We start from the raw sequence: 24,638 nt of genomic DNA on the forward strand, positions 1-24,638 counted from the left end.
GCGTGCATCCAGTACGCAATGGACGTTGTCGCCGTCGAAGATCTTCATGTGGATCTCGTGCCGGCGTGAACCTTCTCCTCGACCAGGACGTCTACGCGCTGACGGAGCGCTTTCTGAAAGCGCTCGGCCATGACGTGCAAACCGCTTCAGCCGTTGGTCTGTCAACGGCAGACGATTCTGTGCTGCTGGAGCACGCACAGCAACAACGGCGCATCTTCGTGACCCGTGATCGGGATTTCGGCGGCTTGATTTTTGTTCGGGGGCAAGGCCCAGGCGTCGTGTATCTGCGCATGACACCGGCAACGATTGATGCCGTGCATGAAGAACTGCGGACCGTACTCGAGCGCTACGCGGAGACTGATCTACGCAAGTCCTTCGTTGTGGTGGAGCCGAAACGCCATCGGTACCGTGCGTTGGGGCGGTGGCGCGCATCCAGCCCCGCTTAAACAGGTTCACTCTCATAACGAAACGGCCATTGATGCCGGCGTAGCGACATTGTGGTGCTCCGGTATCTGACTCCGCCCACCGGAACCCTCATCCTGCTGCGGCAGGGGGGAGAGAAGAGACCTCAGACCATAGACCTCAGACCATAGACCTGAAGACACGGGGGGCGGGTCGGGCGCGAGCTTGGCCCGCCCTTTGTTTTTTCTTCGCGGGAATCGGTCGCGTTCCCGTCACGCGCCACGGTAGCGCGGCCCCGCCCGCCTGCAACGCTTCGCGTAGCGATGCGGGCAGGTCCCGGGGCCAGCGCAGGCTGCGCAGGCCAGCGCCATTGCCGGCTGTTGCCCTCGGGCCGGGACGGCCCGGGGCTACTTGCGTTGCACTAGCGCGGCCTCGTAGCGCGGCCCCGTCCCGGGGCCAGCGCAGTTTAGCGCTCGCCGACGCCATTGCCGACGGCATGCCCGCCCACGGGCCGGGGACGGCCCGGGGCTACCCAGCGCGGCCCCGTCGCGTTCCCGTCACGCGCCACGGTAGCGCGGCCCGGTAGCGCGGCCCCGTCCCGGGGCCAGCGCAGGCTGGCGCAGGCCAGCGGCATTGTCCGCCCTCGGGCCGGGACGGGCCGGGGCTACCCGTCGCGGCCCCGTCGCGTTCCCCGTCACGCGCCACGGTGGCGCGGCCCCGTCCCGGGGCCAGCGCAGGCTGGCGCAGGCCAGCGGGGCATTGTCCGCCCACGGGCCGGGACGGCCCGGGGCTACTCGGGAACGCCGGATCTACTTGCGGCCCGGTAGCGCGGCCCCGCCCGCCTGCAACGCTTCGCGTAGCGATGCGGGCAGGTCCCGCGGGGCCAGCGCAGGCTGCGCAGGCCAGCGCCATTGCCGGCTGTTGCCCTCGGGCCGGGACGGCCCGGGGCTACTTGCGTTGCACTAGCGCGGCCCCGTCCCGGGGCCAGCGCAGGCTGGCGCAGGCCAGCGGCATTGTCCGCCCTCGGGCCGGGACGGGCCGGGGCTACTCAGAACTGGCCCTACTCATGTGCCCCGCCCCTGCCAATCCAATCTGGAAATCAGGAACTCAGGAAAGGGGAGACATCCAGCTTCCTGATTTCCTGAGTTCCAGATTGTTCCCGCACTCGTCCACCGTAGTCGTCGCCGTAGTCGTCGACCGGACGGGGGCAGATTCGGTTGACGATAGCGGGCGACGAGAACGGTGGACGAGTCGAGCTGGGTTCAAACAAGGGACGGGTCTTGCATTATTTTCGGGGGACGGAGAAAGACTTGGTTGACGACGACGGCGACGACTACGGTTGACGGGTTCAGGGACCGTCGCCAAGGGACAGGTCTTCTAGTGGCCTGTGCGGATTCCGGGTTCTGAGATCGAGAGATCCGCGTGTGCGTGTACGAGTAAGGTGCCTGCGACCGCTCATTCCCCGCCGTACTCGTACACCTACTCGTACACGCATATCTCCCCTTCTTCTCTGTGCCTCCGTGCCTCCAGCGCAGCGGGTGGTGCAATCTCTGGCGCGTGTCCTCCGCTCTCTTCGTGGTGAACGTGTACAAGGAAAGCCGCCAAGGGACAGGTCTTCTATGCGATGGAAGACGGAACCGACAAAGGGGGTGGACGAAGCGTAGACGACAACGCGTGGGACGAAGAAAGCGACGAAGTGTGGCGTGGCATGAATAGGAGCAGGAGGAGGGGCGCGACCTGCTCAGACGAATCGCAGCCATGATCAGACAACGCTTCAAGGCACTTGGGTCACCATCGGGGATCTCGTAATTCGCCGGCAGAGGCGGGCAGATCTTGGCGAAAAACTCTTTCCGGGTTACCCCGGGCGGCAACTGCATGGACTTGCCGAGCGCCCCGTTCCCATAACTGATCGTCGTGCGGTCGAGCTGTTTGTGAGCATTAATGGCCAGAAAGCAGATATCGTGAGGGTTTTCAAAAGAGGCAACCAGCAGGAACGGTTTGTCCTGTGGTTGGCGCAGAAACTGCACGACAGGCGATTGCTCCTTGAACCGCTTGTCACCGACAAGTTGTTCGAATCCCATGCTTTCGTGACTCGCCGTGACGTGGTATTTGCCTCTGTAAAGGGCTCGGTATCCGGCCCTGCGGAAGACATTTCCCATGCCGTTCGTTACGGTCTCGGGCGGCATATGAAAGCCTTCTTTGTTGGCTTCCAAACGGATCCGGCTGGGCATGCACCCGGTCAGCATGCTGAACCGCGACGGCTGGCAAACCGGGTTGGCGCAATAGGCGCGCTCGAATCGCATCCCGTTTGCCGCCAGGCTGTCCATCGCCGGCGTCTTAACGTAGAGATTCCCGGCACAACTCATCATCCCGGCATGCTGCTGGTCGGTCATGATGAGCAGGATGTTGGGCCTTTTCGCACCGTTCGTTGCCCTGCCGAGGTCCGGCTCACCTGCGGCCCAGCCCCGTTGCGGAATTCCGGCAGCCATCACACCCAACCCAGCTAATCGCATGAGGTTACGTCGGTTCATGGATGCCTCCTAGAACAGGTTTCGTTTGCCTGTTTGCTCGTATCCCTTCCGCCTTGCAGAGACGAACGTCGCCACATGTGAGAGGTCATCGTACACCATGTTGAATCGACTGTGCAATCTGATTCCACGGCCATGCGGCAAAAACCGCTTGTTTCGCGACCGAAACCGTTCTACACTTGCCGCACGAGGGATAAAAGGCTATTTGTTTGAGACAAGGATGCGTACGCGGCGGTTAGCCGAATCAGTCATAAGGAGTGTCTTCACGATGAAGCAAGTGCGACTGGGTGTCATCGGTATCGGAACCATGGGGCAATTTCATTTGAAGAGGCTCAAAGATCTCAAGGACGTCGAGTTGACCGCCGTTTGTGACAGTGACCCGGAGCGCGCCAGGCAAGCCGCAGCAACGTATTCTTGCGCCGCCTACGAGGATCACCGGAAGCTTCTAAAGGACAAGGTGTGTGATGCCGTCCTCATTGTCACCCCGCACTATGCGCACACCACGATCGGCATTGACGCCCTGCGCGCCGGTCTCCATGTTTTGGTGGAAAAACCCATCTCGGTGCACAAGGCGGACTGCGAGCGTCTGATTGCCGCCCACACGAACCGCAAGCAGGTTTTCGCCGCCATGTTCAACCAGCGGACCGACCCCCGCTACCGCAAACTGCGTCAACTCGTGCAGGACGGTACGCTCGGCAAACTGGACCGGGTCACCTGGATCATCACCGACTGGTTCCGCACCGAAGCCTACTATGCGTCCAGCGAATGGCGCGCGACGTGGGGCGGCGAAGGTGGCGGTGTCCTGCTGAATCAGTGTCCTCACAATCTCGATCTCTGGCAATGGATGTTCGGCATGCCGCAGCGCGTTCGCGCCTTCTGCAATATCGGGCGCAAGCACAACATCGAGGTGGAAGACGAAGTCACCGCCTATCTCGGGTACGATTCGGGATGCTCCGGGGTCTTCATCACCTCCACGGGCGAATCACCGGGCACCAATCGGCTGGAAGTGGCGGCGGAGTACGGCAAGGTCGTGATCGAGGGGAACGGAATCCGGTTCACGCGCAACGAGGAATCCGTCAGCACCTTCCTGAAAACCACCCCCGAACTGTGGGCTCGCCCCGATGTCTGGAACGTGGAGATCCCGACGAACGGCACTGGCGGCCAGCATGGGGAAATCCTCCAGAACTTCATCAACGCCATTGTGAACAAAACCCCGCTGATCGCGCCCGCTGCGGAGGGCATCCATTCCGTTGAACTCGGCAACGCCATGCTCTATTCGTCCGAAACCGGGAAGACCGTGGAGATGCCGCTCAACGGCGGCGCCTACGAGCGGATGCTGAAACACAAGATCAAGACATCCCGCTTTGTCAAGAAGACCCAGGCGGCCAAACTCGGCGACATCAGCCGGTCATACTGAGCAGGAAGGGCAGGAAGATCATGAAGACCACGCAAATCGCTGCGCAGTTATACACACTTCGGGATCACCTCAAAACGCCGGCCGATATCGCCGCCTCGCTTAAGAAAGTACGTCAGATCGGGTACCGGGCGGTTCAGGTCTCCGGCCTGGGGCCGATTGAGGAGAGCGAACTGAACCGCATCCTCCAAGGGGAAGGTCTGACCTGCTGCGCCACGCACGAATCCGGCGCAAAAATTCTCGATGAAACGGCTGCCGTCATCGCTCGGCTCCAAAAGCTGAACTGCCGCTACACGGCCTACCCCTACCCCGCCGGTGTGGATTTCGGCTCGCTTCCGACCGTGCTCGACCTGGCGGCCAGGCTCGACAAGGCCGGACAACTCATGCGCGAAGCCGGCCTGGTACTGACCTACCACAACCACGCGATGGAGTTCCAGCGGCTGGAGGGCAAGCTCGTGCTGGACTGGCTCTACGAGAAGACCGACGCGCGCCACCTGCAGGGCGAAATCGACACCTATTGGGTCCAGCACGGCGGCTCTGATCCTGTGGCCTGGTGCCGTAAGCTCAAGGGCCGCCTGCCGCTGCTCCACCTGAAGGATTACACCGTCATCGGCGGCAAACCAGCGTTTGCTCCCGTGGGACAAGGCAACCTGGACATACCCGCCATCGTGAACGCCGCCGAGGCGTCCGGTTGCGAGTGGTTCATCGTGGAGCAGGATGACTGCTACGGCGCCGACCCCTTCGAAGCGCTCGCGCATAGCTATCGTTATCTATCCACGCTGGTCCGTAACTAGCAGAGGGAAACCATCATGTACCTGACAGGGTTTGCCGACGAAGCGTCGAAAGGCATCGACGGGCAGATTGCTGCCACGCGGGAACTCGGTTGGACGTTTATCGAGTCGCGCGGCGTGGATGGCAAGAACATCCATGATCTCTCCGACGCTGAGTTCGATCACGTGGCGGGCGCGCTGGAGTCGGCCGGTGTGCGGGTGAACTGTTTTGGCTCCGCCATCGCCAACTGGGGCAAATCCATTCTGGAGCCCATGGACTCTTCGTTGGCCGAAGCCCGACGCGCCATCCCCCGCATGCATCGGCTGGGCACGCGACTGATCCGCATCATGAGCTTTGCGGTGCTGAAAGATCGCGATCCCGAGGATCAGATGGAAACCGAGCGATTTCGCCGCCTCAGGGAGCTTCTGGCCCTGTTTCAGGACGCCGGAATCACGCCTGTCCACGAGAACTGCATGAACTACGGAGGCATGGGCTGGACATACACCCTCCGCCTGCTGGAAAACGTGCCCGGGCTCAAGCTGGTGTTCGACACCGGCAACCCCGTATTCACCCCCGACTACACGAAACCGGAACCGCGTCCGCGCCAGTCCGCATGGGAATTCTATTCCCACGTCAAAAGCCACGTCGCTTACGTCCACATCAAGGATGGTGTCTGGAATGCGGAGAAGCAGGTCTGCACCTACACCTACCCCGGCGAGGGAGAGGGAGACGTTCGCCGCATTCTCACCGACCTTCTTCAGAATGGATATGACGGCGGTATCTCGATCGAGCCACATCTGTCCGCTGTGTTTCATGAAGAGCGCGGCGAGACCCAGGCGTCCGTCATGCACCGCACCTATGTCGAGTACGGCCGGCGCCTGGAAAAGCTGATCGCGGGCATACAGGACGCACGCGCGCCAAGCACAAAGAGGTGAGACATTGTGAACGCCTACGCGTTGGCAACACCCGAACACCAGGGCTGGATCACGCAATTACTGGCGGACACAAGGGCCAATGGCGGTCAAGCGCCCGTGGATGTGGCGCAATTTTGGGCCGATCAGGCAGTCGCCAACCGGGATCCCTTCAGCGCCTCAATTCCTCAGGTTCCACTCGGGGCGATCTGCAACTGGGAGTGTGTGTTCGATGAGCTGGGCGTGCCTCAAGACTGGTGGCGCTTCCAGTATGGTGATGCGGTCTGGGCCATGGACCTGAAGCGGCGCTACAATGACCTGGCCGAACAGATTGTGGGGCGACGCCTGCTGGATGAAACACCTGCCGACCCGGCCCGCCAATGGCCTGAGACCAAAGGGCTGCACGACATTTTCGAGGCCCGGAACGCTTGGGAAGGGGGCGCCACAGGTTCCTGGTGGCTGCATCAGTCGGCACACACAACCGCTGAACTCAGTGCCCTGCTGGATCGCGTGGAACGTCGGTTGGACAACCTGCGGGCCTTCATTCTACCGGAGGACTGGACCAGCCAGAAGCAACGCCTGGAAACCCTGGGCGTCAAAGTGCCGCTCTATCGCGCACAGCGCGGCCCCTGCACGTTTGCCTGTTCCATCTTTGGGGTGGAGAACCTGCTGCTGCTCCATTTCGACGATCCCGCCCTGATGCAACGGTTCTCGGACCTGATCGCCCGCGCCATCCTTGCGCGCGCCCGGGTCCTGGATGAGGAGGCCGGCTTCACTCCCGCCACCGCGCCGAAGTGGTGGTCGTGGTACGACGACAACTGCTGTCTGTTCAACGCCGAGATGTATGAGCTGTTTGCCATGCCCATTCACCGGGCCGTCTTCGAGCGCTATGCGCCAGCGCCCACAGACTGGCGCTATCAGCACAGCGATTCCGACATGGCCCACCTCCTCCCGTTGCTTGCTGAGCTAAACCTCAAGGGGGTTAACTTCGGCCCGACGCTGACTGTTTCGGAAATCCGGCAATACTGCCCTCATGCCGTGATTGACGGACAATTGGCGCCCTTCACCTTCAGCCGTAATGAAGAGGCCAACATGGTCGCAGAATTCCTGCGCGATTTCGAGCAGGCCCGGTCGCACCGCGGCTTGCGCTTCTCCACCGCAGGCTCCGTCAACAACGGCAGCCGGCTGACCGGCATGCGCCTGCTCATGGCGGCCATTCAGCGGCATGGACGGTATACCGGTGAGACGGGGCTTGCGGGGCTTGCTCCGGTCCAGGGGGTCGGAAAACGGTGATTTTACTGCCGGGGAGAATGACTGTCGGGGGAAAAAGCCTAGCGCTTCCACCCCTGTTTGTGTATTCTGACTCCTGACTTCTCTCTTGCAAACACACCGAAGGGGTTTTGCAAGAGCCTCGCCTGTCATTTGTTTGTACCGCCGAAGTAATCAAAGGGAGTGCGTGTGTTCAAGCCGCGCCAGAATGGTGTATCGTTCCTTCCGCCGCTGCTGCGGGAATGGCGCGACTACAGTCTGCGAGCGTTCCGCTGCGACGCACAGGCGGGGGTAACCGTGGCGGTATTTGCGGTGCCGCAGGTGATGGCCTATGCCATGCTTGCGGGGCTTGCTCCGGTCCAGGGTCTCTACGCGGCGATCCTCATGTCGGTCGTGGCGGCGCTGTGGGGCAGTTCTCCGTACGTCAACACCGGTCCGACCAATTCCTCCGCTCTGCTGACGGCTGCCGCACTGGCGAGCTGCCCGGGAGGCGACCCGGTGACGGTCTTGCTATCCTTGACGGTGATGGTGGGCCTATTTCGCGTGGCCGCGGGCGGATTCCGGCTGGGGTGGATCATTCGGTATGTCCCTGAATCAGCCTTTCTGGGGTTCACACTGGGCGCTGGCGTGCTGATCGCGATTGGACAGACTCACCATCTGCTGGGCGTTCCGGCGCCGTCGATCCAATGGGTTCCCGCGCGGCTCGTCGAGACGCTCAGGCGTCTGCCCGAGGCGGGATGGGCGCCGCTGTTGACGGGACTCGGCGTCCTGACGGCGATGCTGCTGCTGGATCGTTTCGCCCGGCGGTGGCCTGTCGCCGTGCTGGCTGTGGCGGGGGCGGCCGGCGTGGCCGCCCTGTTAGGACCGGAAGCCGGTATCCGCCTGGTGCGCGATCTGGCTCCGATATCCGGCGATCTGCCCCATTTCGGATTTCGAATCGCGGGAATTGATCAGATTGCCGAGTTGTTTCCAGCCGCGGTCGCGCTTGCCGTCATCGGCTTGATGGAAGCCATATCGATCGGGGAGCACCTCGCGATCAAGAACCGGAAACCGCTGAACATCAATCAGGAGTTCGTCGGACAGGGCCTCAGCCAAATCGCGACGGCCTTTTTCCAAGGATTTCCGGGGTCCGGATCGTTCAGTCGTTCCGCGCTGATCGAGCAGGTCGGCGGTCAGACGGCTGGGGCCAATGTCGTGTTCGGCGTCGTGCTCGTGGCGGGGGTTCTGGGGTGTCCGGGCCTTCTGGGACTCATTCCCGTGGCGGCCTTGGCTGGCCTGTTGGTGTATGTGGGCCTCAAACTCGTGGACGTGCGCCGGATCCGCCGGGTCTTTGACACGTCGCGGACGGACGTATGCGTGATGATCGTGACCTTCATCGTGACGGTGTTCGTCAATATCCAGTATGGGTTGTTCGCGGGCGTTGTGACGGGCGTGCTTTTATATGTGAATCGCGGCAGCGGATTGCGTGCGTACGAACTCGTGCCCGAGGGAATGAAGCTGTACGGGGAACGGCCCTATGAGGGGGACGTTTCACATGAGCGGAGCGATGTTGTGGCGGTTGCGCTGCACGGCGATCTGTTCTTTGGGGCGGCGCAGGTTCTGCGCGAGCAACTGGGCGCGATCGCCCGCGAGCAGAAGCCGAGCCATCTCATCCTCAGAATGCGCCGCGTCTATTCGATTGATTACTCGTGTTGGAACGCGCTCTTCGATTTCGCTGAAGCCTTTCATGAACAGGGAGGAAAACTCTACATCTGCGGGGTGCGCGAGGACGTCGGTCGGGTGATTCGCGACGCCGGCATGGATCGGGTCCTCGCGCCCGACCAGATCTATGCATCGTCGCCCGTTCCGTTCCAGGCGTTCGACGCCGCCGTGCGCCGCGTGCTGGGCGAGTTGCCGTCCGACGCCACGCTGGGTCCTGCCTGGGACGCGCATCGCCGCCGCCTCGCCGAGGGGTGAGCCGACGCGCGCCACCGCCGAGGGACAGCCCCTGTGCCTGAGGATTAGACAAGGCGCGGAAACGGCGGCGTCTGGCGTTGCAGGCACTTGACGATGCGGTCCACCTCAGGGATGGCGTGCGCGAAAAACTGCTTGAAGCCCCGGCAGAGATAGTTCAGCCCCGGTTCGCCGTCGGCGGTTCGGATGAAGCGGCTCTTCGGGCACTCACCCCAGCAATCGCTGAGAAACGGGCACTGCCGACACTGCGCCGGCAGCGTTTCGTGCTTGGCATAACCGAACTTGACCTGCGCCCGCAACAAGGCCATCTCGCCGAGCGGGGCCTTCATGACGTTGCCCAGACAGTATTCGGGATAGACATAGTGGTCGCAGGTGTAGAGGGATCCGTCATTCTCCAAGGCCATGCCTTTGCCGCAAAACTCGCTGTAGACGCAAATCTGCGAGGGGTGCCCCATATGCTGCGCCACGAGCGTCTCGAAATGATTGACAAAGACCTTGCCGATGTCCCGGTTCCGCCACTCGTCGAAGGTCTTGCAGAGAAAGTAGCCCCAGTCCTCGGGATCGACCGACCAATCGGTCACAACGGATTCCGGATGCCCCGGCCGCGCGCGCGGATCGCCGTCGCGGGGCAGCGTCGCCGGGTCCCAGGACTGCGGCGCCCTCTGTTCGAAGTCCTTGTGCTCGACGATCGGGATGAATTGGAGGCGGTCGGCGCCGAGCTCGCGCCGCAGGAAGCGGTACACGTCCAATGGGCGACGGGCGTTGTGTCGGTTGATGCACGCCATCGCATTGAACGACACGCCATGGCTTTTCAGCATCCGCGCGGCGGCGAATACCTTGGCGAACGTCGGGTCGCCGCTCTTGGTGACGCGGTAGCGGTCGTGGATCTCCTTCGGCCCGTCGATGCTGAGCCCAACCAGGAACTGGTTCTGCTTGAGGAACTTGCACCACTCCTCGTCAAGCAGTGTGCCATTGGTCTGCAGGTCGTTCAGGATGGTCTGGCCGGGCTTGGCGAACTGCGCCTGGAGCGCGACCACCTTGCGGAAAAAGTCCAGACCCAGCGTGGTCGGCTCGCCGCCCTGCCAGGAAAAAATCACCTCGCCGCCCGTCACACTCTCGATATACTGGCGGATGAATTCCGTCAGCACCTCATCCGACATACGGCGCGGCGCCGGGACGCCCTCCAGCGACGCCTTGCTCAGGTAGAAGCAGTAGGCGCAGGCCAGGTTGCAGGCGGAGCCAGCCGGTTTGATCATGACATGGAACCGACTGCCGCCCTGCTTCGCCATCAGCCCCGGAGCGTCGTACTTGTCGATCGGCCGGGACAGGGCCCCGGGGTTGACGCCGGGGGCCGTCCCAAGATCCGGAATTCCATGATACAGCCTGTTTTTCTTCATGTGATCGCCTGTTTATGATCCGCCGACGGAAACACAGATCGAACATGGCGGTCCAGGAGGTTCAGGGTGACTTCCCGTGCGATGGTTGCCCGATGGTCATGAAGCAGTCGGTAGAAGGCATCGCCCGCCTCAGCCGCGAGGCGGAACGCGACGTGGAGCAACTGGCGGAAGTGCGGATCGTAATGCGGACAGCGCGAATCATGGCGCAGCGCCGCCGCGAAACGGGGGCCGTCCCACGTATTGACTTCCTCTGGCGTCGGCAGGCGCGCGGGATCAATATCGAGGACCGTTGCATACGGCTTGGACAGTTCTTCGCGGCGCGAAACGGCCTGGCGCCAGAGGTCCTTCACAAAGGCCAGCGCGTCGCCGCCGACCAGCGCCAACCCGACCAGTTCCTCCAGCCAGGTCGTGCCGGCGGTCTTGAGATGAAGCCCCGCTCCGGTTCGCGCAAGAATGTCCCGGATCGGTCCATAGATGGCAAACTTGTCGCTGCCGGAATGAACACTCAACTTCAATCCGTCACCGAAGCCAAGCTTTTGCCAGGCCAGCGCCAGCACGGAGACATCCAATTCGAACTCGCGCGCAAACTGACGCGGATCGCCCACGTAATCCACGCCCTTGTTGAAACGGCCCGAGAACCGCGGGGCTAGGGTATCCACCGGAACGCCCTCTGCCGCGAGGCCGGTCAGAATGACGAGCAGATCCTGCGGCGATTGGGGGGTGTCTGTTTCATCCAGCGAAACCTCGACGAGGAATTTACGCGAGCCGCGAGCCGAGCGAATCCGCCGAAATATCCGCCCCGCCTCAGCCACGGCGGCAGCATACTTTCCGGCGGCGGATCGTGTCGCCGCGCGATCAAGCGGCAGTCGCTCTCCGGTGCCAGGCAGTGCCGGCGCCAACCCGAGCCGTTCCTCCACGCGGCCTGCCAGCGCCTCCACCGCCGCAGGTTCGCAGGCCTGTCCGATCTGCTCTGCAACATCCAGCGTGAAGAAATCACACGCATCCAGAAACCGATCCACGTTACCCAAAGAGATATGGTCGGCATCCAGCCAGTAGGGAGAAGACCACCCGGCTTCGCGAACGGCAGCGTCTGCGGCCGCGCGGGCATCGGATGGACAGGTCCCGATCAGGGTGTGCTCGCGGTTCGACTTGTTCCAGACCGGCGTGACCCGAATGCCATCCCGCCGCGCGGCTGCTAGCGCGGCGAGTTGGGCGACGCCCTCGCAGCCAAACCGATCGCCGACGCCGATCGAAAAGCGTCCAAGCCCGCACCCGGTGTCGTCGTGTTCCTCGCGGTGGGTGTTGAGAGACCTATTCTGGGTATCCATACTCGCCTAACCTTTCTGTCTGGCGTGGCCTGAGGCCCGCCTCGTTCCATCTTTCCGTGCGGCGTCGTCACTCCATGTATGCGCCTGCTTCTTTCAGGCGCTTGCGAAGGAGATTCACATCGACCGTGCGCACGTCGCAGGACGTGGACTTCGCAGCCATTCCGGCGGCCATTCCGGCGGCCTCGCCCATCACCAGGCAGACCGGCATCACCCGTGTGCTCCCCTGCACGGGCCTGTCGGTGGAAATGGCCCTGCCAGCGACCAGCACATTCTTCAGTTTCTTCGGCGTGAAGCAGCGGTACGGGATTCCGTGCGATTCCCCGGGGCCGTAACGCCTGAATGTCTTCTCTAGCTTCTCGTGTCCCTTCAACGTCTCCTGGATATCCTTCTTGGCCGTATGCACGTCAAGAAAATAGCTGTTGCGGCAGACCTCGTCGGGAAATGTCCGCCTCGATTCGTAGTCGTCAACGGTCAGCACATAGTCCCCGGTTATGCGGCGTGTCTCGCGGGTGCCTAGCAGGGGGGCTGTCGCCACAAGATGGGCATTCGCAAAGGCCTTGGGATGATGTTCCGCGAGGGCGTCCCTGAACTCCATCGCGAGCTTGCGGCCCTCGATCATGGCGTTGGAAACCGATTTCGGGTCTGTGTTGTCAACATCCCACAGGTGCCCCGCGTTGAACCCGACCGTGCCGGGACCGACGATGTTCGCGCACAGATGCGTGTCCTTGATATGCGGATATTTCCCGGAGGCGGCGATCGCGTAGATCGGGCTGTTCTTGTTGCCGGCGTGGAGATTGGGGCCATGCCTGAAGGCGTACTCGTCGACATTGCTGAGGATGAAACAGAGGGTGACAGGCTGCAGCTCCCCTTTTTCACTTCCTTTCTCGAAATCCGCGCCAGCCCAGGCCGCGAGATCCGCGTCGCCAGAGCAGTCAACAAACACGTTCGCCTGGTACGCCACGAGACCGCTCTTGTTCGCTACGATAATCCCAGAGACCTTCCCGTTAGCGTCCACGTCGACGCCGGAAAGGAACGTATTGAACAGGATCTCTGCGCCCGATTCCCTCACGAAATCATCATAAACCCGCTTCAAACGCTCGGCATCGATCGGAACCCATTCGGTAGCATCCTTCGCGACATGCGCCACCCCCTCCTTCGCGGCTGCGAAGATTTTTTCACCCATGCCCTTGTACACGATCTTCTGCTGGTCAGAGAACGGGCACCAGGCGGGGATGAGTCCGGATGTCCCCATGCCGCCAAGGCTTCCTGTCGCCTCGATGAGCAAGGTCCTCGCCCCTTCCCGGGCGGCCGAGGCTGCGGCCGTGCAACCGGCGGGCCCTCCGCCCACCACGATCACGTCCCAACTGCCGATAACCGGGATCCCCATCTTTGAGATGTTATGCTTGTTTGTCATACTAGTCTCCTTTGGTTGAATTTGAGAAACGTGCCGTCGGCCATCGCGTGCACCGGCTGCCGCTGGGCAACGGTCATGGCTGCGGGCTGACCGGCGCACCCGCCTCCTCATACCCTTCTCCGCGCGGATAGAGTGTGGTCATGCGTGAAACCTGAGCGGGTGTCGGCACAACATCCGGGGGAAACGGGGGTTGTCCAAAGGTGTCGCGGATGGCGTGCAGGTAGCCAAACCCCCAACCGGCCGCCGGCATCATACAGTGACCTTCGCCCCATTCGTTCCAGTTGTCCAGCAACACCACCCTGCGCGACAATGCGTTCGTGGCTGCCGCCGGCATGTAGGTCGTCCTGGCCCACTCACAGAGCGCGCGGAATTCGTCGGGTGTGGCCCAGGCATCGCGACTGCTGGAGCCGCCTTTCCATGGAGCGGGACTCCATCCCATGGACAAGGTCGGCAGCACGTCTTGCGACATCTGGGCGCGCTGTGACTCGATATTCTTCATTTGATTCTGGGTCGATCCGGTGAACCACGTGTAGGCGTATGCCGCATCGAACATCAAGTCCGCAGCATTTTTGCTGGGTCCTCCCTGGTTGATCACCCAACAGCCATCGAACCCCATCTTGCGGCACTCCTCGCGCAGAATCGGCAACGCCGCCTTGGCGGCGCTAAAACGACGCGTCTCGTAGATGCCGATCAAAGGTTTGTTATCAATCTTCAGGTAGCGCGGATCGCGAAACAGATGCTCGACAAGGTATGGCACCACATTGTCGCGCCAGTCGTCCAGTTTACCGACCGGGAACGTGATGTTGATGGCGAACGTCATCTTGTTGCTCCACCGGGCCCGCTTGAAGCCGATCAGCCCCTCGCCGTGGCGCGTGGAGTGGATCGGCCCCGGCGCGCCTTGATACCAGCACTTGAAGTCGCAGGAGATGCCGTTGCGCAAGAGCCAGCCGATGGACCAGTCCTCCACTTCCGGATCGCCGCCGTTGTAATACCCCAGCAGCGGCCGCCGCTCCGGAAAATCGCGAATATAGTCCCAGCCATTGTGCAGCCCCTCCCGCCAGAGGTCGCACGACTGCATCACGACGATGTTCGAGCCCGTGGCGACCGGCACAGGCTCGGGCGCGTAGTCGGCCGGATACGGCAGATGCGGACGCACGACCAACTCGTCCGCCCAGCACTTCCCACCGACCGCTTCAGGCGCCGTGACGCGCATCTGGGCAACCTGCGCCCCCGCAGCGATGGCCACTCGTCCGCGCTCGATGTCATTGACATAACACGTGGCCGACTTGGCCGCGGGGTCTATCACCACACGCAGGTTGTACCACACCGTCTTCCGAAGTCCCGTCCAGAGCGAAACCGGCGCGCCCCCCCCGGCGTCGCTGGCCGTCAGGGTGCCGTCGCGCGCGGCGAGCGTTACGACCGGGTGCCCCGCGGCATCGAGCCAGGCCACTGACGCGCCATTGCCGCCGTCTGCAAACAGGACTTTTGCCTCCACCTCCACGGCGGCCTTCACAGGCGGAAAAGCGACCGTAGCGTCCAGCGCACCGGTCTGTGTACGTTCCAGGCAAAGCGCACGACTGTTCGCGACATGCGCGGCCCCGCCATGGTTGCGGACGGCAACCGTGCCGCCTGCCGTCGTGGACGTCCAACCATCCGGCAACGCCCCTTCCGGCACGCTGATAAAACGCTCCCGCAGCGCATAACCGCGATGCAACAGCACCGGCGTCACGAACAGGTCGCCTACGAATGTGTTCCCCGTGGTGATCGCAAGACGGTCCAGCGCCTTATCGGACAACGTCACCGCCGTGGCAACCCTACGCCCGTCCACGCGGATGTCCGCCCGGTGCGCGTCTAGGTCTAAACGAACGCTGACGCCGCAATCCCGGCCAGCCTGTAGTGCCGCCAGACGCCGCGGCGCGCTTTCACCAGCATCCGCCACCAGATCCCCCTCCGCCACGTGCAGGCGCAGGACGGCCTGATCTCCGGACATGATCTGGAAAAAAGGCCCATTGGTGAGTTGCGGCAGCCGGAAGACAAATTCCCACGTCAACACCCCATCCTGCTGCGCCGGGAAACGCCGACCGATGGTGACCGGCGCCTCGTCGTTCTTATCCACCAGCTTGAACCAGGAGTAGTAGGCATGCGCGAAAGATGCGCCGGGCGGCTCCACCTCCCAGCCGGAGATCCGCCATTCCGCGGCAGGCCGGCCCACGGCCAGATGCGCAAACCACTCGCAGACGAGATCGCCGACCTCGACGCGACGGGCCGCCGGTTGATCCGCGGCCGAAACCACGGACGCCGTGATCGCCATTCCCAGAATCATGCTGCTGACGGTCTTCATCGTTTGTTCGCTCCTGTTTTAATCTCCTGCCGTTGTCTAGCCCCAAGCATAGGGACCGATACGCTTCACACCGTGCTCCAGGCTTCGTATACCGCTTCGCAGTTCTCGATGCGATGATCTTTGCCCCAGAAACACTGTCCCACCACACCGGTACGCCGGTTCCTCAGGAACGCCCGCGCCACACGCCGCACGGCCTCCCGTACTTCTCCCGGTGTGGCTGACGTGAGCAATCGTTGCCGATCAATCTCGCCCCAGAAGCAGATCCGCCCCGCGAATTGTTCCGCCAACTCCTCGATGTTCATGCAGAAGAGCTGCGCATTGACGGCATTCACGCCGATTTCGATCAGGTCCTTGATGATCGGCGCGATATACCCGTCGGAGTGCATGAGCACGAACTTGCCGTGGGCGTGGGCCAGATCGCAATAGTCCTCGTAGAGCGGCTTGAAGAACGCCCGCCAAAGCTCCGGTGAAATCAGGAGGGCTTGTTGGGCGCCCCAGTCATCGGCGATGTGTACACCATCGACGTCCGTCTTCACCCAGAGCGCCATCTGCTTCATGAAGTACTCGTGAACCATGTCGCGCAGGCGGTAGACCTCCGGCTCGAGATAGGCCAGATCCAGGTAGAGCTGCTCGGACCCACGCAGGTGCTGCATCCGCTCAAACGGATTGGGCATGCTGTCCCACATCGGGATCATGAACCTGTCCGAGTCGGCACAGGCCGGATTGACGGGTGAAAGATCGGCACCGTCGATCACCTCCCAGGGCGGCTGAAAAGTCTTCAAACCGCTCCAGTCGCGCCGCAGGGGGGAGTCCTTCACCTCGCCGCAGACGTCATCCTCGCCAGCTTCCCAGACGCAGCCCCAGATGTCCGTGCGCCGCCCCTTCCGGTTCATGGCGCCGCAGCTCCGCCCCGCCGGATACTGGAACGGCGGGGACGCCACGTCACTGGGATATTTCCGTTGGAGCTCGCCGCCAAAAGAGTTCTCGATCGGGATGCGGTCCACCTCCTCAAAGCAAAGCGCTCTCTTGATTCGTTCACGAGATGTCATGCGTCGCCTCTCTTTCTTTCCGAGCGTTGTATTCCTGAAGGGCCGCGAGCATGGCTCGATAGTTTCGCGGTGACACTTCCGGTTGGACGGCGTTGGAAGCGCCAAGCACCAGTCCACCGCCGGGCGCACACTCGACAAGCAGTGTCCCCGCCGCCGCTCGCACGGCTTCGGGGCTGCCCATGAGCAGCAGGCCGCAGTCAATGTTGCCGCACAGACAGAGTCGGCCCGCCACCTGGCGCTTGACGCTCCGCATGTCCATGCAGGCCACCGGATCGATGGCCTGCAGGGCATGCAGTCCGCTGTCCGCCAGTGCATCGACACAGGCGGTTAGATTGCCATCACTGTGCAACACCGACCATCCGCCCAGGGTCCGCACCTCCGCTGCCCATTCGCGCAAATAGGGGAGAAAGAACCGATCCATCTGCGCGGGATTGAAGAAGACACCGTGATTATCGGCAATGTCGGAAGCGCTGAAGAGAATCTCAACACCGAGTTCACGGAACGTGCGAGCCTGCGCGACGCCGTGGCGCAGCGTGCGGCGCGCCTGCTCGTCGATTTGCTCCGGGGCATCGAAAAGCCGATAGGAAAATTCCACATAGTCGGCGGCGCCTGGCATGCCGATCACGCCGCCGGATCCGGCGGCGATCAGGAACTGGCCGGCGGCCAGTTTAGCGAGGATGCGGATCTGCTCGTCACGGGCCGGATCGGGCAACCAGTAGTAGGCTGGGTGGCCCGGCGCGTGCTCCCAATAGCCGCCGGGCGCGGTGACGGCGGAAAATCCGAGTTCGGCGGCAACCTCAACAATAATCTCGGCGTTGTGGTGCAAGGCACGTTCCTGTTCGGCCGCCGTGAGATCGGCAAACTCGCGGCCCAGCGTCAAACGTCCGCGATCAAATTCGTTCCACAAGTGAAACTCGAGCTCCCACACGGGAACCGCAGACGGCACCCGGCATGCCAAAGCCTGGCGCATTTCGGCGCAACGTGTCATCATTTTCCTTTCCTAGCCATCACCCGGCGCATAATCTCACGATCCTCCCACGCTGTCAATCGGCCAGGTGTTGGTCTTGCCGGAGAAGTCCTCGGCATACCGGCCCAGACAACCGATATCGGCATAGCCCTGGATCAGGTTGGCCTGGAACTGCTGTTCACGGCATCCGGTTGGTTTTTTCAGCAGTCGAAATGTCGGCGGCCACGGCAGCGCGATAGCGCGCCCAGGAAAACGGAATCGTTTCCGTATGCAGGAGCGGCGTCTCCGAATAACGATCCCGGGTTAACGCAACAACCTGATCCCAGTGCCGGAGGCACTGTTGCAGCAAAGCCATCGCCTCGTCACGCCCTTGGTCGTTAAGACCGCGCCGATAACGCTCCAGCGCCACGGCCGCGCGTATCTTGTCTGCCAGATAGAGGCCGAGATGCGCCCAGGCGGCGGCATCAGCGAGTTCGTCTGCGACAGCGATGTTAGTTGTGCTGACGGACGCCAGGCGAGACAGCGTTTCCCGGGCATCGCGTTCAGCAGCATCGGCAACGGCGAGCGGAGAAACCTTGTTGGTGCTGACGGCAACCTTCCGGGCTTCCAGGTCAATCATTGCCGAAACACCCAACCATTGCGGATCCAGCGGCTTGGCTTGGATCACATGTTGGATGTCCAGGAAACCCTTCTTGCTCAGGAATCCTTCGCTGTACAGCGTGGGATCCGACGTTGCGCCCATAAACGTCGCGATGCGCAAAGGCGTGCGGCTCGCCAGATCCAGCACGGGAAGAAGCGTGGCTCCGGTCCCCTGTCCATACTGCCGGTCAATCGCCCGGGCCAGAGCCGCGTCATCCAGATTGGGATCGTACAGGTGCCTGCCCCAGACCACGTAGAACAACCGTTGCCGCTGAAAGGCCCAGCGCGCCCGCCCCGGAAGGTCCGGCTTGTCGAAGACGTTCGCCGCCGGGATGTAACACTCCGATCCCACGTAGTATCCGCCGGTCCAGGGCCGGCTGTTCAGGCGGATGTGCTCGCGGACAAAGGACGGCCCGCACCAGCGCAACAGAAAGAAATCCTCGTTCCTCACCATCCAGGTGATGCGGTAGTCCTTCGGCAGGGGGTTCCACAACGCATCGCTGATGGCACCGCCATGGATAATATGCAGCTTCGGCGAGGAATGACCATGCGACCAGTTATACTTGAGCTCAGTATAAACAGGCGCATCGGTGTGCACGGACTCCAGCAACCGGCGACCCAGCAGTTCGGTATCGCGCGACATGGATCCGCCGGATTGGGTGTCTTTGGAATGCGGCGCGCGGTAGTTGATCTCAACCGGCCGGCCGGCATCGCGTATGGCGCTGAGAATCACGCGGTCAATCCATTCGCCGCGTTCGGCAGGCGTCATGCCGCCCATGCGCTCCGACTGGGTAATGCCGATGCCGTCCAGTTCGGGATACTCCTTCAGCACCTGCGTGAGAATGGAACGGTTGTAGCGCTCGACAAGCGTCGAGCGGTCGCCGTCGCCAAAGAAGGCGCCATCCATGCTGTAGGTGGCCACGTTGTGCGCCTTGGCAAAGGCCGGCGACACAAAAATGTTCCAGGTAAAGAGTTGGACCTTCATGCCGCGGTCGTGAGCATGACGGAAGATGCCGCGCCACAGCGTCTGCCACTGGGCCAGCTCGGCATCACTGAGATCGCAGGACTCGGGAAACTCCTGAGACCGGACCATCAGATGATAGGGATGCAGGCTCCAGAGGGACAGGCGGTTGAAGCGGCTCTCGGCGAGGTGATCAATGAGCGCTTTCCAGAAGTCCAGGTCGCGACAGTCCGCTTCGTTACGCCGGTAGTACTCATGCACACGATACGACATCCAGGGCAGATTGACCTTCACGGCGCGAATGGCCATGCCCGGCCGCCCGGTCACGCCGTTGAGTTGCCCCGGCTCGATACCGGCGGCGATACGCTCGGCCGCCTCAAGCGCGCCATACATGACGCCAGCGGCGTCGCCGCCGGTAATCCGCAACTGACCGTCTTGAACGGTGATGCGATACGCCTCGCTGCCAAGGTCCGGAGCAGGCGTGATCTTCGCGCGGACCTTCAGGGCGCCGTGATCATCCGGCGCGAACCCGTGCTGCCGCAGCGCCTCCGTCAACCGCTCGACGCCAAACAACACCGGCGCGGCCGTGTCGGAATCAACCGCAACCGTGCGGGCCGCGCCCTGCGCGAAAACAGGGAGCCCGGTCGTCAACAACGCCCGGAGGAGCAGTCCTCCCCTGCCGCACCGACACGTGACAGGCAAGCGCGCTTCGGATGGCGCCGGCTGGCAGGGGACAACAGGAGAAAGAAAACCTGTCCAAAGTGCAGAGGTCATGGCGCCAAGCTTTTTCCCAGAAGCAATTAATCCCGCGTGGCTGTCGCCGAGCCTGTGTTCGGTTACGGGCTTATTCGCTGCGGGACGTTCAAATCCGCTCTCCGTTTCCAGAAGTCCGCGCCGGTGTAATGATCCTCATCGTTCCATTCCCGGGCGGTCTCCACAAGTCGCTGGCGCAGGCTGGACACAGTCGGCTGCGACTCTGCCCGCTCCGCCAGGTTCCGCATTTCCCAAGGATCGGCAGCCAAATCGAATAACTGCGTTGCGCCGCAGCCGTATTCGATCAGCTTGTGTCGCCCATCGGTCAGGCCGCGAATGCTTTTTTCGTAGGCCAGATAGAGATCTGGACGCAGTGGTGCGGTCGGGTCCTTCAGGCAGGGGAGCAGGCTGACGCCTTCTACGGAACCGGGAACCGGCGTGCCGGTCAGCCCGCAGAGCGTGGGGAAGATGTCCAGCAGGTACACCAGCGCGGCACTCTGCTGCCCTTTGGGAATACCGGGGCCGGCAAAGATCAACGGGACCCGCACACTGTGATCGTAGACGCTTTGCTTGCCCAGCAACCCGTGCTGGCCGACGGCCAGACCATTGTCTCCGGAAAACACGATGATGGTGTTATCCAAGGTTCCCTTCTTGCGCAGCGCGCCGAGGACGCGGCCCAGGGCGGCGTCCAGGTGGGAGATCATGGCATAGTAGTCCGCTATGTGCCGCCGGATCTCCTGCGGGACGCGCGGGATGGCGGCGAGCACTTCGTCGCGGATGCGCAGCGCGCCCGTATCGATGGCATGCTCAGGGACGAAATTGGGCGGCAGGTTGATCGTGTCGGGATCGTACAGTTTCAGGAACTCCTCGGGCATGCTGCGGGGATCGTGCGGAGCCATGAGCGAGGTGTACATGAAGAACGGCCTCGCGCCGTCCCATTTCTCGATGAAGCGGATGGAGGCGTCAGCGAAGATATCGGTCGAATGTCGCCCGGCGTGGAAATGATCGCCCCGGCGTTGTTCCACCGTGTTCGTCCGGTAGGGATTGCGTATGCACGGGGCATAGCGCTCGTACCGGCCCGTCGGATCGAACTGGCAAAGGGGGACCATCCAGTGATCCTCCATGCCGCCGAAAAAGATCTCGTCGCCGCATTCAAAACCCCGCGCATAAGAGGCTGTCCCATTATGCCACTTGCCAGTACCGAAGGTGAGATACCCGTTCTGGCGCAGGCTTTCGGCCAGCGTGACGTGATCCGGCGGGATCTCCTCACCGTGGCCCTTGATGTGGTACAGCGTGCGCCCGCTGTGAAGCATGGCGCGGCTGGGCATGCACACCGCGCCGCAGCTTCCGCCGGGAATGTGCGCGTGCGTGAATACCGTGCCGCCCGCGGCCAGCGCGTCCAGGTTCGGGGTGCGAATGGCGCCGTTTCCCAGCGTGCGGATCGTGTCGAACCGCTGGTCGTCCGTGAAGAAGAAGAGGACGTTCGGTCGTTTGTTCAGAGCCATGTTCCCGTAATCTCCTGAAACGTGTTGATGGGTGTGTAAGGCGTCGGGTAGTCGGCGCCGTGGTGACTGCGACGGCAGGAGGCCATGAAGTCGGCGATTTGTTTTCGCATGTGCGCGGCGATGTCCGGGTATTCCCGGATCTGGTTGGCCGTTTCGGCCATGTCGGCATTCAGATCAAACAACAGATCCTCCGTGCCATCCGCCGAAAGATTGGTCAGGAACTTCCACTGATGATCAATCAGACCTATGGTCGGAGCACCGGACATGCGGTTTTTTTCGTCCAGAAACCGGTACGGAATGGCCTTGGGCCGCGTTTGTGACTCGCCCCGAATGAGAGGCAGCAGGCTGACTCCATCCAGCGGGCGGCTGTCCGGCAGGGTGTAGCCGAAAAGTTCCGCGACGGTCGGGAAGTAGTCCAGTGTGCTGCACGGCACAGTCCAGTCTGCCCCCGGCTTCACATGCTCCGGCCACTTGAGCAGGGCCGGCACGCCGATCCCGCCGTTGAACAGGCTGCGTTTGCGTCCGCGAAGGCCCCCGGTTACCCCGCGGTTTCGATCATTCCGGGACAGGTCTTCGCCGCCTTCCGGCCCGTTGTCCGAGCAAAACCAGACCATGGTGTCGTTCTCGATCCCCAACGCCCGGAGTTCGCGATTCAGGCGACCGACCTGTTCATCCATGGCGGTCACGCAACCGTAGTAGTGCTGCTCGTCCTCACAAAACTCCGAGTATATCGCACGGTACGCTGGCCCTGCAACAACCGGTGTATGCGGCGTGTGGAACCAGATCGTTGCAAAAAAGGGTGCCTGACGACTGGCGCAGTTTTGAATGAATGGGATGGCGCGGTCCATGATTACGCGCGAATCGTCACCGTCAAGATTGTCCCGGACAATTTCGCCGCGCTCATTCCAGTAGTGCGCGCCGAAGAACGTTCCCGGCTCGCCATAGACAAAGCGCCCGTCCGGGCGTTTCTGGTCTGGCGTTACCATGGGATCCCACGTTGGCACGCGCGCTTCAGCGGAGAAACAGACATCAAAGTCGTGCAGCCAGGGCGGGGAGAATTCCGCTGCGTGTTCCGGGCCGCCGCGGTTGCTGTCGCGAATGGCGGTGGTCAAGGTTCCCAAGTGCCACTTGCCGAAATGACCGGTCCGGTACCCCTGTTCCTTGCACACGCGGGCCAGGGTGATCTCCTCGGTCGGCAACCGGCCCACGTTGGCGTGCGTGATTCCGTAGCGGGAGTAGTGACGACCGGTCAGGCACGTCCCGCGCGTCGGCGAACAGACCGGGCCGCCGGCGAAGAAACGGGTGAATCGCGCACCCTCTCCCCGCATGGCGTCAAGACAGGGCGTGCGAATGATTTCGTTGCCGTTGAAACCGGTGTCCCCGTAACCGAGATCGTCACACATCATCAGAATAATGTTGGGCTTGTCTTCCGGCATGACCTAGTCTTTCAGCACGAATCGGGGATACAGTTCGGTCCGGAAGGGGAAGCTGACTCCCTGGGCGAGGCGCAGGTAGAAGTCCATGCGGTTGTCGGCATCGCTGTCGCAGATCATGGCGTTGAAGCCAAAGGTGTCCCCGGCTTTCAGGCCCAGCGCGGCCAATGGCAGGCGCAGGGTGTAGCGGGTGAGCTTGGCGTTCTCGTCGCGGGTCACTGCGCAGTCCGCGGTCTTCAGAATCGCGTCGCTTGTGCCCATCGCCTGATGGAGAACCACGCCGTTGGTGGAAAGGCCCAGCATCAGGCTCCAATGGGTGCCATCCGGTATGGCAACCCCGAATTGCATGGCATCGCCATTCCAGAGGTTGCCGCCGCTCTGGCTGTTCTGGTGCGTATCATCCGTCACGTCGGCGCCGAAACAAACCGCCTCGCCGTCCCATCCCAGGTAGAGGCGGGCACTGGTGTCCGTCGGACCGTTCCAGAGTGTTCGGGGCTGTTGGGGGACCACGCTGCGGGCGTTCTCCAAGAACACATCTTCGACGCAAGCCAGGGTCGCCAGGGGGGTGCCGATTTCGGCGGGATTGCCGTTGGTCTTGAAAGGCGCGGCCAGCTTGCGAAGCGGCCGCACGACGGTGGCGTCGAATCGTGGCGGCTGGGTGGCGGTGATGTTGTCGCCCGCGGGCGCCGAGCGCACCGCGCGAAACCCGTTGAAAGGATCCATTCCGCGGCGATCCGCATAGGCGACGGTCGCCTTGATCCGTCCGGAAGTCAGCAGATGGACCAGACGATAATAGATCATGTTCTTGCCGTAGCCGCCGCGGTACACCACGGCGCTGGCATCTTTCGGCCAGTCGGCTGGCAGAACCGCCTCGCCTTGGCCGTGCGAGCCCGCAAAAGTCAGCCCGGTCGGCAGACAAGGCGTCACCAGCCGCTCGATCAAGTCACCATTGTTCAAAAACCCAAGGCCCCAATACGAGAACCCGACTTCGTCCGGAGTAGGATGCTCGCTGTTACGGACGGCTTTCTCGTACTCAAGCTCTGTAAGGGGGCGCAGTCCGGCCCACGCCGCGACGGCCGCACCATCCGCCCACGAGAGCCAGGGCAGAAAGCCGTCGGGCGTGGTGGCGACATAGGTGTACGGATGCCCGTTGCCGGTGCGTCTGATTGTCTCCCCCTGATAGCCGTCGTACCAGTATTTCTTGGCCGATTCAGCGGGGATGGTATTGAGAAAGCCGGCGTAAAGCGCCTGGTTGATCACCGGATACTTCATGCAGTAGAAAGCCGCAAGACCATTGGGGAACGACGCTGGAATCTCGCTGTTGTCTTCCGGCACAATCCCCCTGGCCCAGAGCTTGCCTTTCTGTTTTCCGGTTGGAATGGCGCCGGGGCCCGTCACCCGGTACGGCGGGGTGGCCGCGCCCGGTTCACCGTCAACATAAGCGTGAAAAGCATTGACTTCCTTCCCGCCTGTCCCCAGGAAGTAAGGACCTTCCCCGACGTAACACATCTCAATGCCGAAGGCGCGGAACTCAGGTTTCCCGCCCTCGCTCGGAGAGCTTCGGTGTTCAGTGTTCAGTTCTACCACCGCCGTTACTTTCCGA

At 62.4% G+C, this 24,638-nt stretch carries 17 protein-coding genes; 6 read left to right on the forward strand and 11 right to left on the reverse strand.

The features are described from left to right. Positions 1 to 65 precede the first annotated feature (65 nt). Complete coding sequence (locus tag FJ222_06815; protein ID MBM4164134.1) at positions 66 to 446, forward strand: hypothetical protein; 381 nt, start codon at positions 66 to 68, stop codon at positions 444 to 446. Positions 447 to 1,664: 1,218 nt separating this feature from the next. Here the strand turns inward: FJ222_06815 and FJ222_06820 are convergent. Further along, positions 1,665 to 2,933, reverse strand: a complete 1,269-nt coding sequence (locus tag FJ222_06820) for a hypothetical protein (protein MBM4164135.1) — start codon at positions 2,931 to 2,933, stop codon at positions 1,665 to 1,667. A 265-nt stretch (positions 2,934 to 3,198) separates the two neighbouring features. Here FJ222_06820 and FJ222_06825 point away from each other — a divergent pair, with 265 nt between their 5' ends. The 5 genes from FJ222_06825 to FJ222_06845 all read left to right on the forward strand — a co-directional run bounded on the left by FJ222_06825 (position 3,199) and on the right by FJ222_06845 (position 9,251). Then, entirely contained in the window at positions 3,199 to 4,347 is a 1,149-nt protein-coding gene (locus tag FJ222_06825; protein ID MBM4164136.1) for a Gfo/Idh/MocA family oxidoreductase, read from the forward strand. 20 nt (positions 4,348 to 4,367) lie between these two features. Further along, a complete protein-coding gene (locus FJ222_06830) occupies positions 4,368 to 5,138 on the forward strand; it encodes a sugar phosphate isomerase/epimerase (protein ID MBM4164137.1) in 771 nt (256 codons plus the stop codon). Positions 5,139 to 5,153: 15 nt separating this feature from the next. Continuing rightward, complete coding sequence (locus tag FJ222_06835; GenBank protein MBM4164138.1) at positions 5,154 to 6,050, forward strand: sugar phosphate isomerase/epimerase; 897 nt, start codon at positions 5,154 to 5,156, stop codon at positions 6,048 to 6,050. A gap of 6 nt (positions 6,051 to 6,056) precedes the next feature. After that, the gene (locus tag FJ222_06840) at positions 6,057 to 7,319 is read left to right on the forward strand and encodes a hypothetical protein (protein MBM4164139.1); all 1,263 of its coding nucleotides are present in this window, start codon (positions 6,057 to 6,059) and stop codon (positions 7,317 to 7,319) included. Between the two features lie 159 nt (positions 7,320 to 7,478). Then, a complete protein-coding gene (locus tag FJ222_06845) occupies positions 7,479 to 9,251 on the forward strand; it encodes a SulP family inorganic anion transporter (protein MBM4164140.1) in 1,773 nt (590 codons plus the stop codon). Between the two features lie 44 nt (positions 9,252 to 9,295). Here FJ222_06845 and FJ222_06850 read toward each other — a convergent pair whose 3' ends face one another. From FJ222_06850 to FJ222_06895, 10 genes are all read right to left on the reverse strand, one after another. Then, on the reverse strand, positions 9,296 to 10,537 hold the full coding sequence (locus tag FJ222_06850) for an anaerobic sulfatase maturase (protein ID MBM4164141.1): 1,242 nt from the start codon (positions 10,535 to 10,537) through the stop codon (positions 9,296 to 9,298). Positions 10,538 to 10,641: 104 nt separating this feature from the next. Continuing rightward, positions 10,642 to 11,973 carry a hypothetical protein gene (locus FJ222_06855; GenBank protein ID MBM4164142.1) on the reverse strand — a complete coding sequence of 444 codons (1,332 nt, stop codon included), beginning with the start codon at positions 11,971 to 11,973 and terminating at the stop codon, positions 10,642 to 10,644. A gap of 67 nt (positions 11,974 to 12,040) precedes the next feature. Then, positions 12,041 to 13,360, reverse strand: coding sequence for an FAD-dependent oxidoreductase (locus FJ222_06860; GenBank protein ID MBM4164143.1), 1,320 nt, complete (start codon positions 13,358 to 13,360; stop codon positions 12,041 to 12,043). A 100-nt stretch (positions 13,361 to 13,460) separates the two neighbouring features. Continuing rightward, positions 13,461 to 15,728, reverse strand: a complete 2,268-nt coding sequence (locus FJ222_06865) for a hypothetical protein (GenBank protein MBM4164144.1) — start codon at positions 15,726 to 15,728, stop codon at positions 13,461 to 13,463. Between the two features lie 65 nt (positions 15,729 to 15,793). Continuing rightward, positions 15,794 to 16,777 (reverse strand): hypothetical protein, encoded by a 984-nt coding sequence (locus FJ222_06870; GenBank protein MBM4164145.1) that lies wholly within the window; start codon positions 16,775 to 16,777, stop codon positions 15,794 to 15,796. Next, positions 16,764 to 17,768, reverse strand: a complete 1,005-nt coding sequence (locus FJ222_06875) for a hypothetical protein (GenBank protein MBM4164146.1) — start codon at positions 17,766 to 17,768, stop codon at positions 16,764 to 16,766. The genes FJ222_06870 and FJ222_06875 overlap by 14 nt, the downstream gene beginning before the upstream one ends. A 154-nt stretch (positions 17,769 to 17,922) precedes the next feature. After that, entirely contained in the window at positions 17,923 to 20,118 is a 2,196-nt protein-coding gene (locus tag FJ222_06880; GenBank protein MBM4164147.1) for a hypothetical protein, read from the reverse strand. A gap of 62 nt (positions 20,119 to 20,180) precedes the next feature. Further along, a complete protein-coding gene (locus FJ222_06885; protein MBM4164148.1) occupies positions 20,181 to 21,602 on the reverse strand; it encodes a choline-sulfatase in 1,422 nt (473 codons plus the stop codon). Next, the gene (locus FJ222_06890; protein MBM4164149.1) at positions 21,593 to 23,008 is read right to left on the reverse strand and encodes an N-acetylgalactosamine-6-sulfatase; all 1,416 of its coding nucleotides are present in this window, start codon (positions 23,006 to 23,008) and stop codon (positions 21,593 to 21,595) included. Before FJ222_06890 ends, FJ222_06885 begins: the two co-directional genes overlap by 10 nt. 33 nt (positions 23,009 to 23,041) lie before the next feature. Then, complete coding sequence (locus FJ222_06895; GenBank protein MBM4164150.1) at positions 23,042 to 24,544, reverse strand: hypothetical protein; 1,503 nt, start codon at positions 24,542 to 24,544, stop codon at positions 23,042 to 23,044. Between the last annotated feature and the right edge of the window lie 94 nt (positions 24,545 to 24,638).

Source organism: Lentisphaerota bacterium, assembly GCA_016873675.1.
In the GTDB taxonomy this organism is placed as follows: Bacteria; Verrucomicrobiota; Kiritimatiellia; order RFP12; family JAAYNR01; genus VGWG01.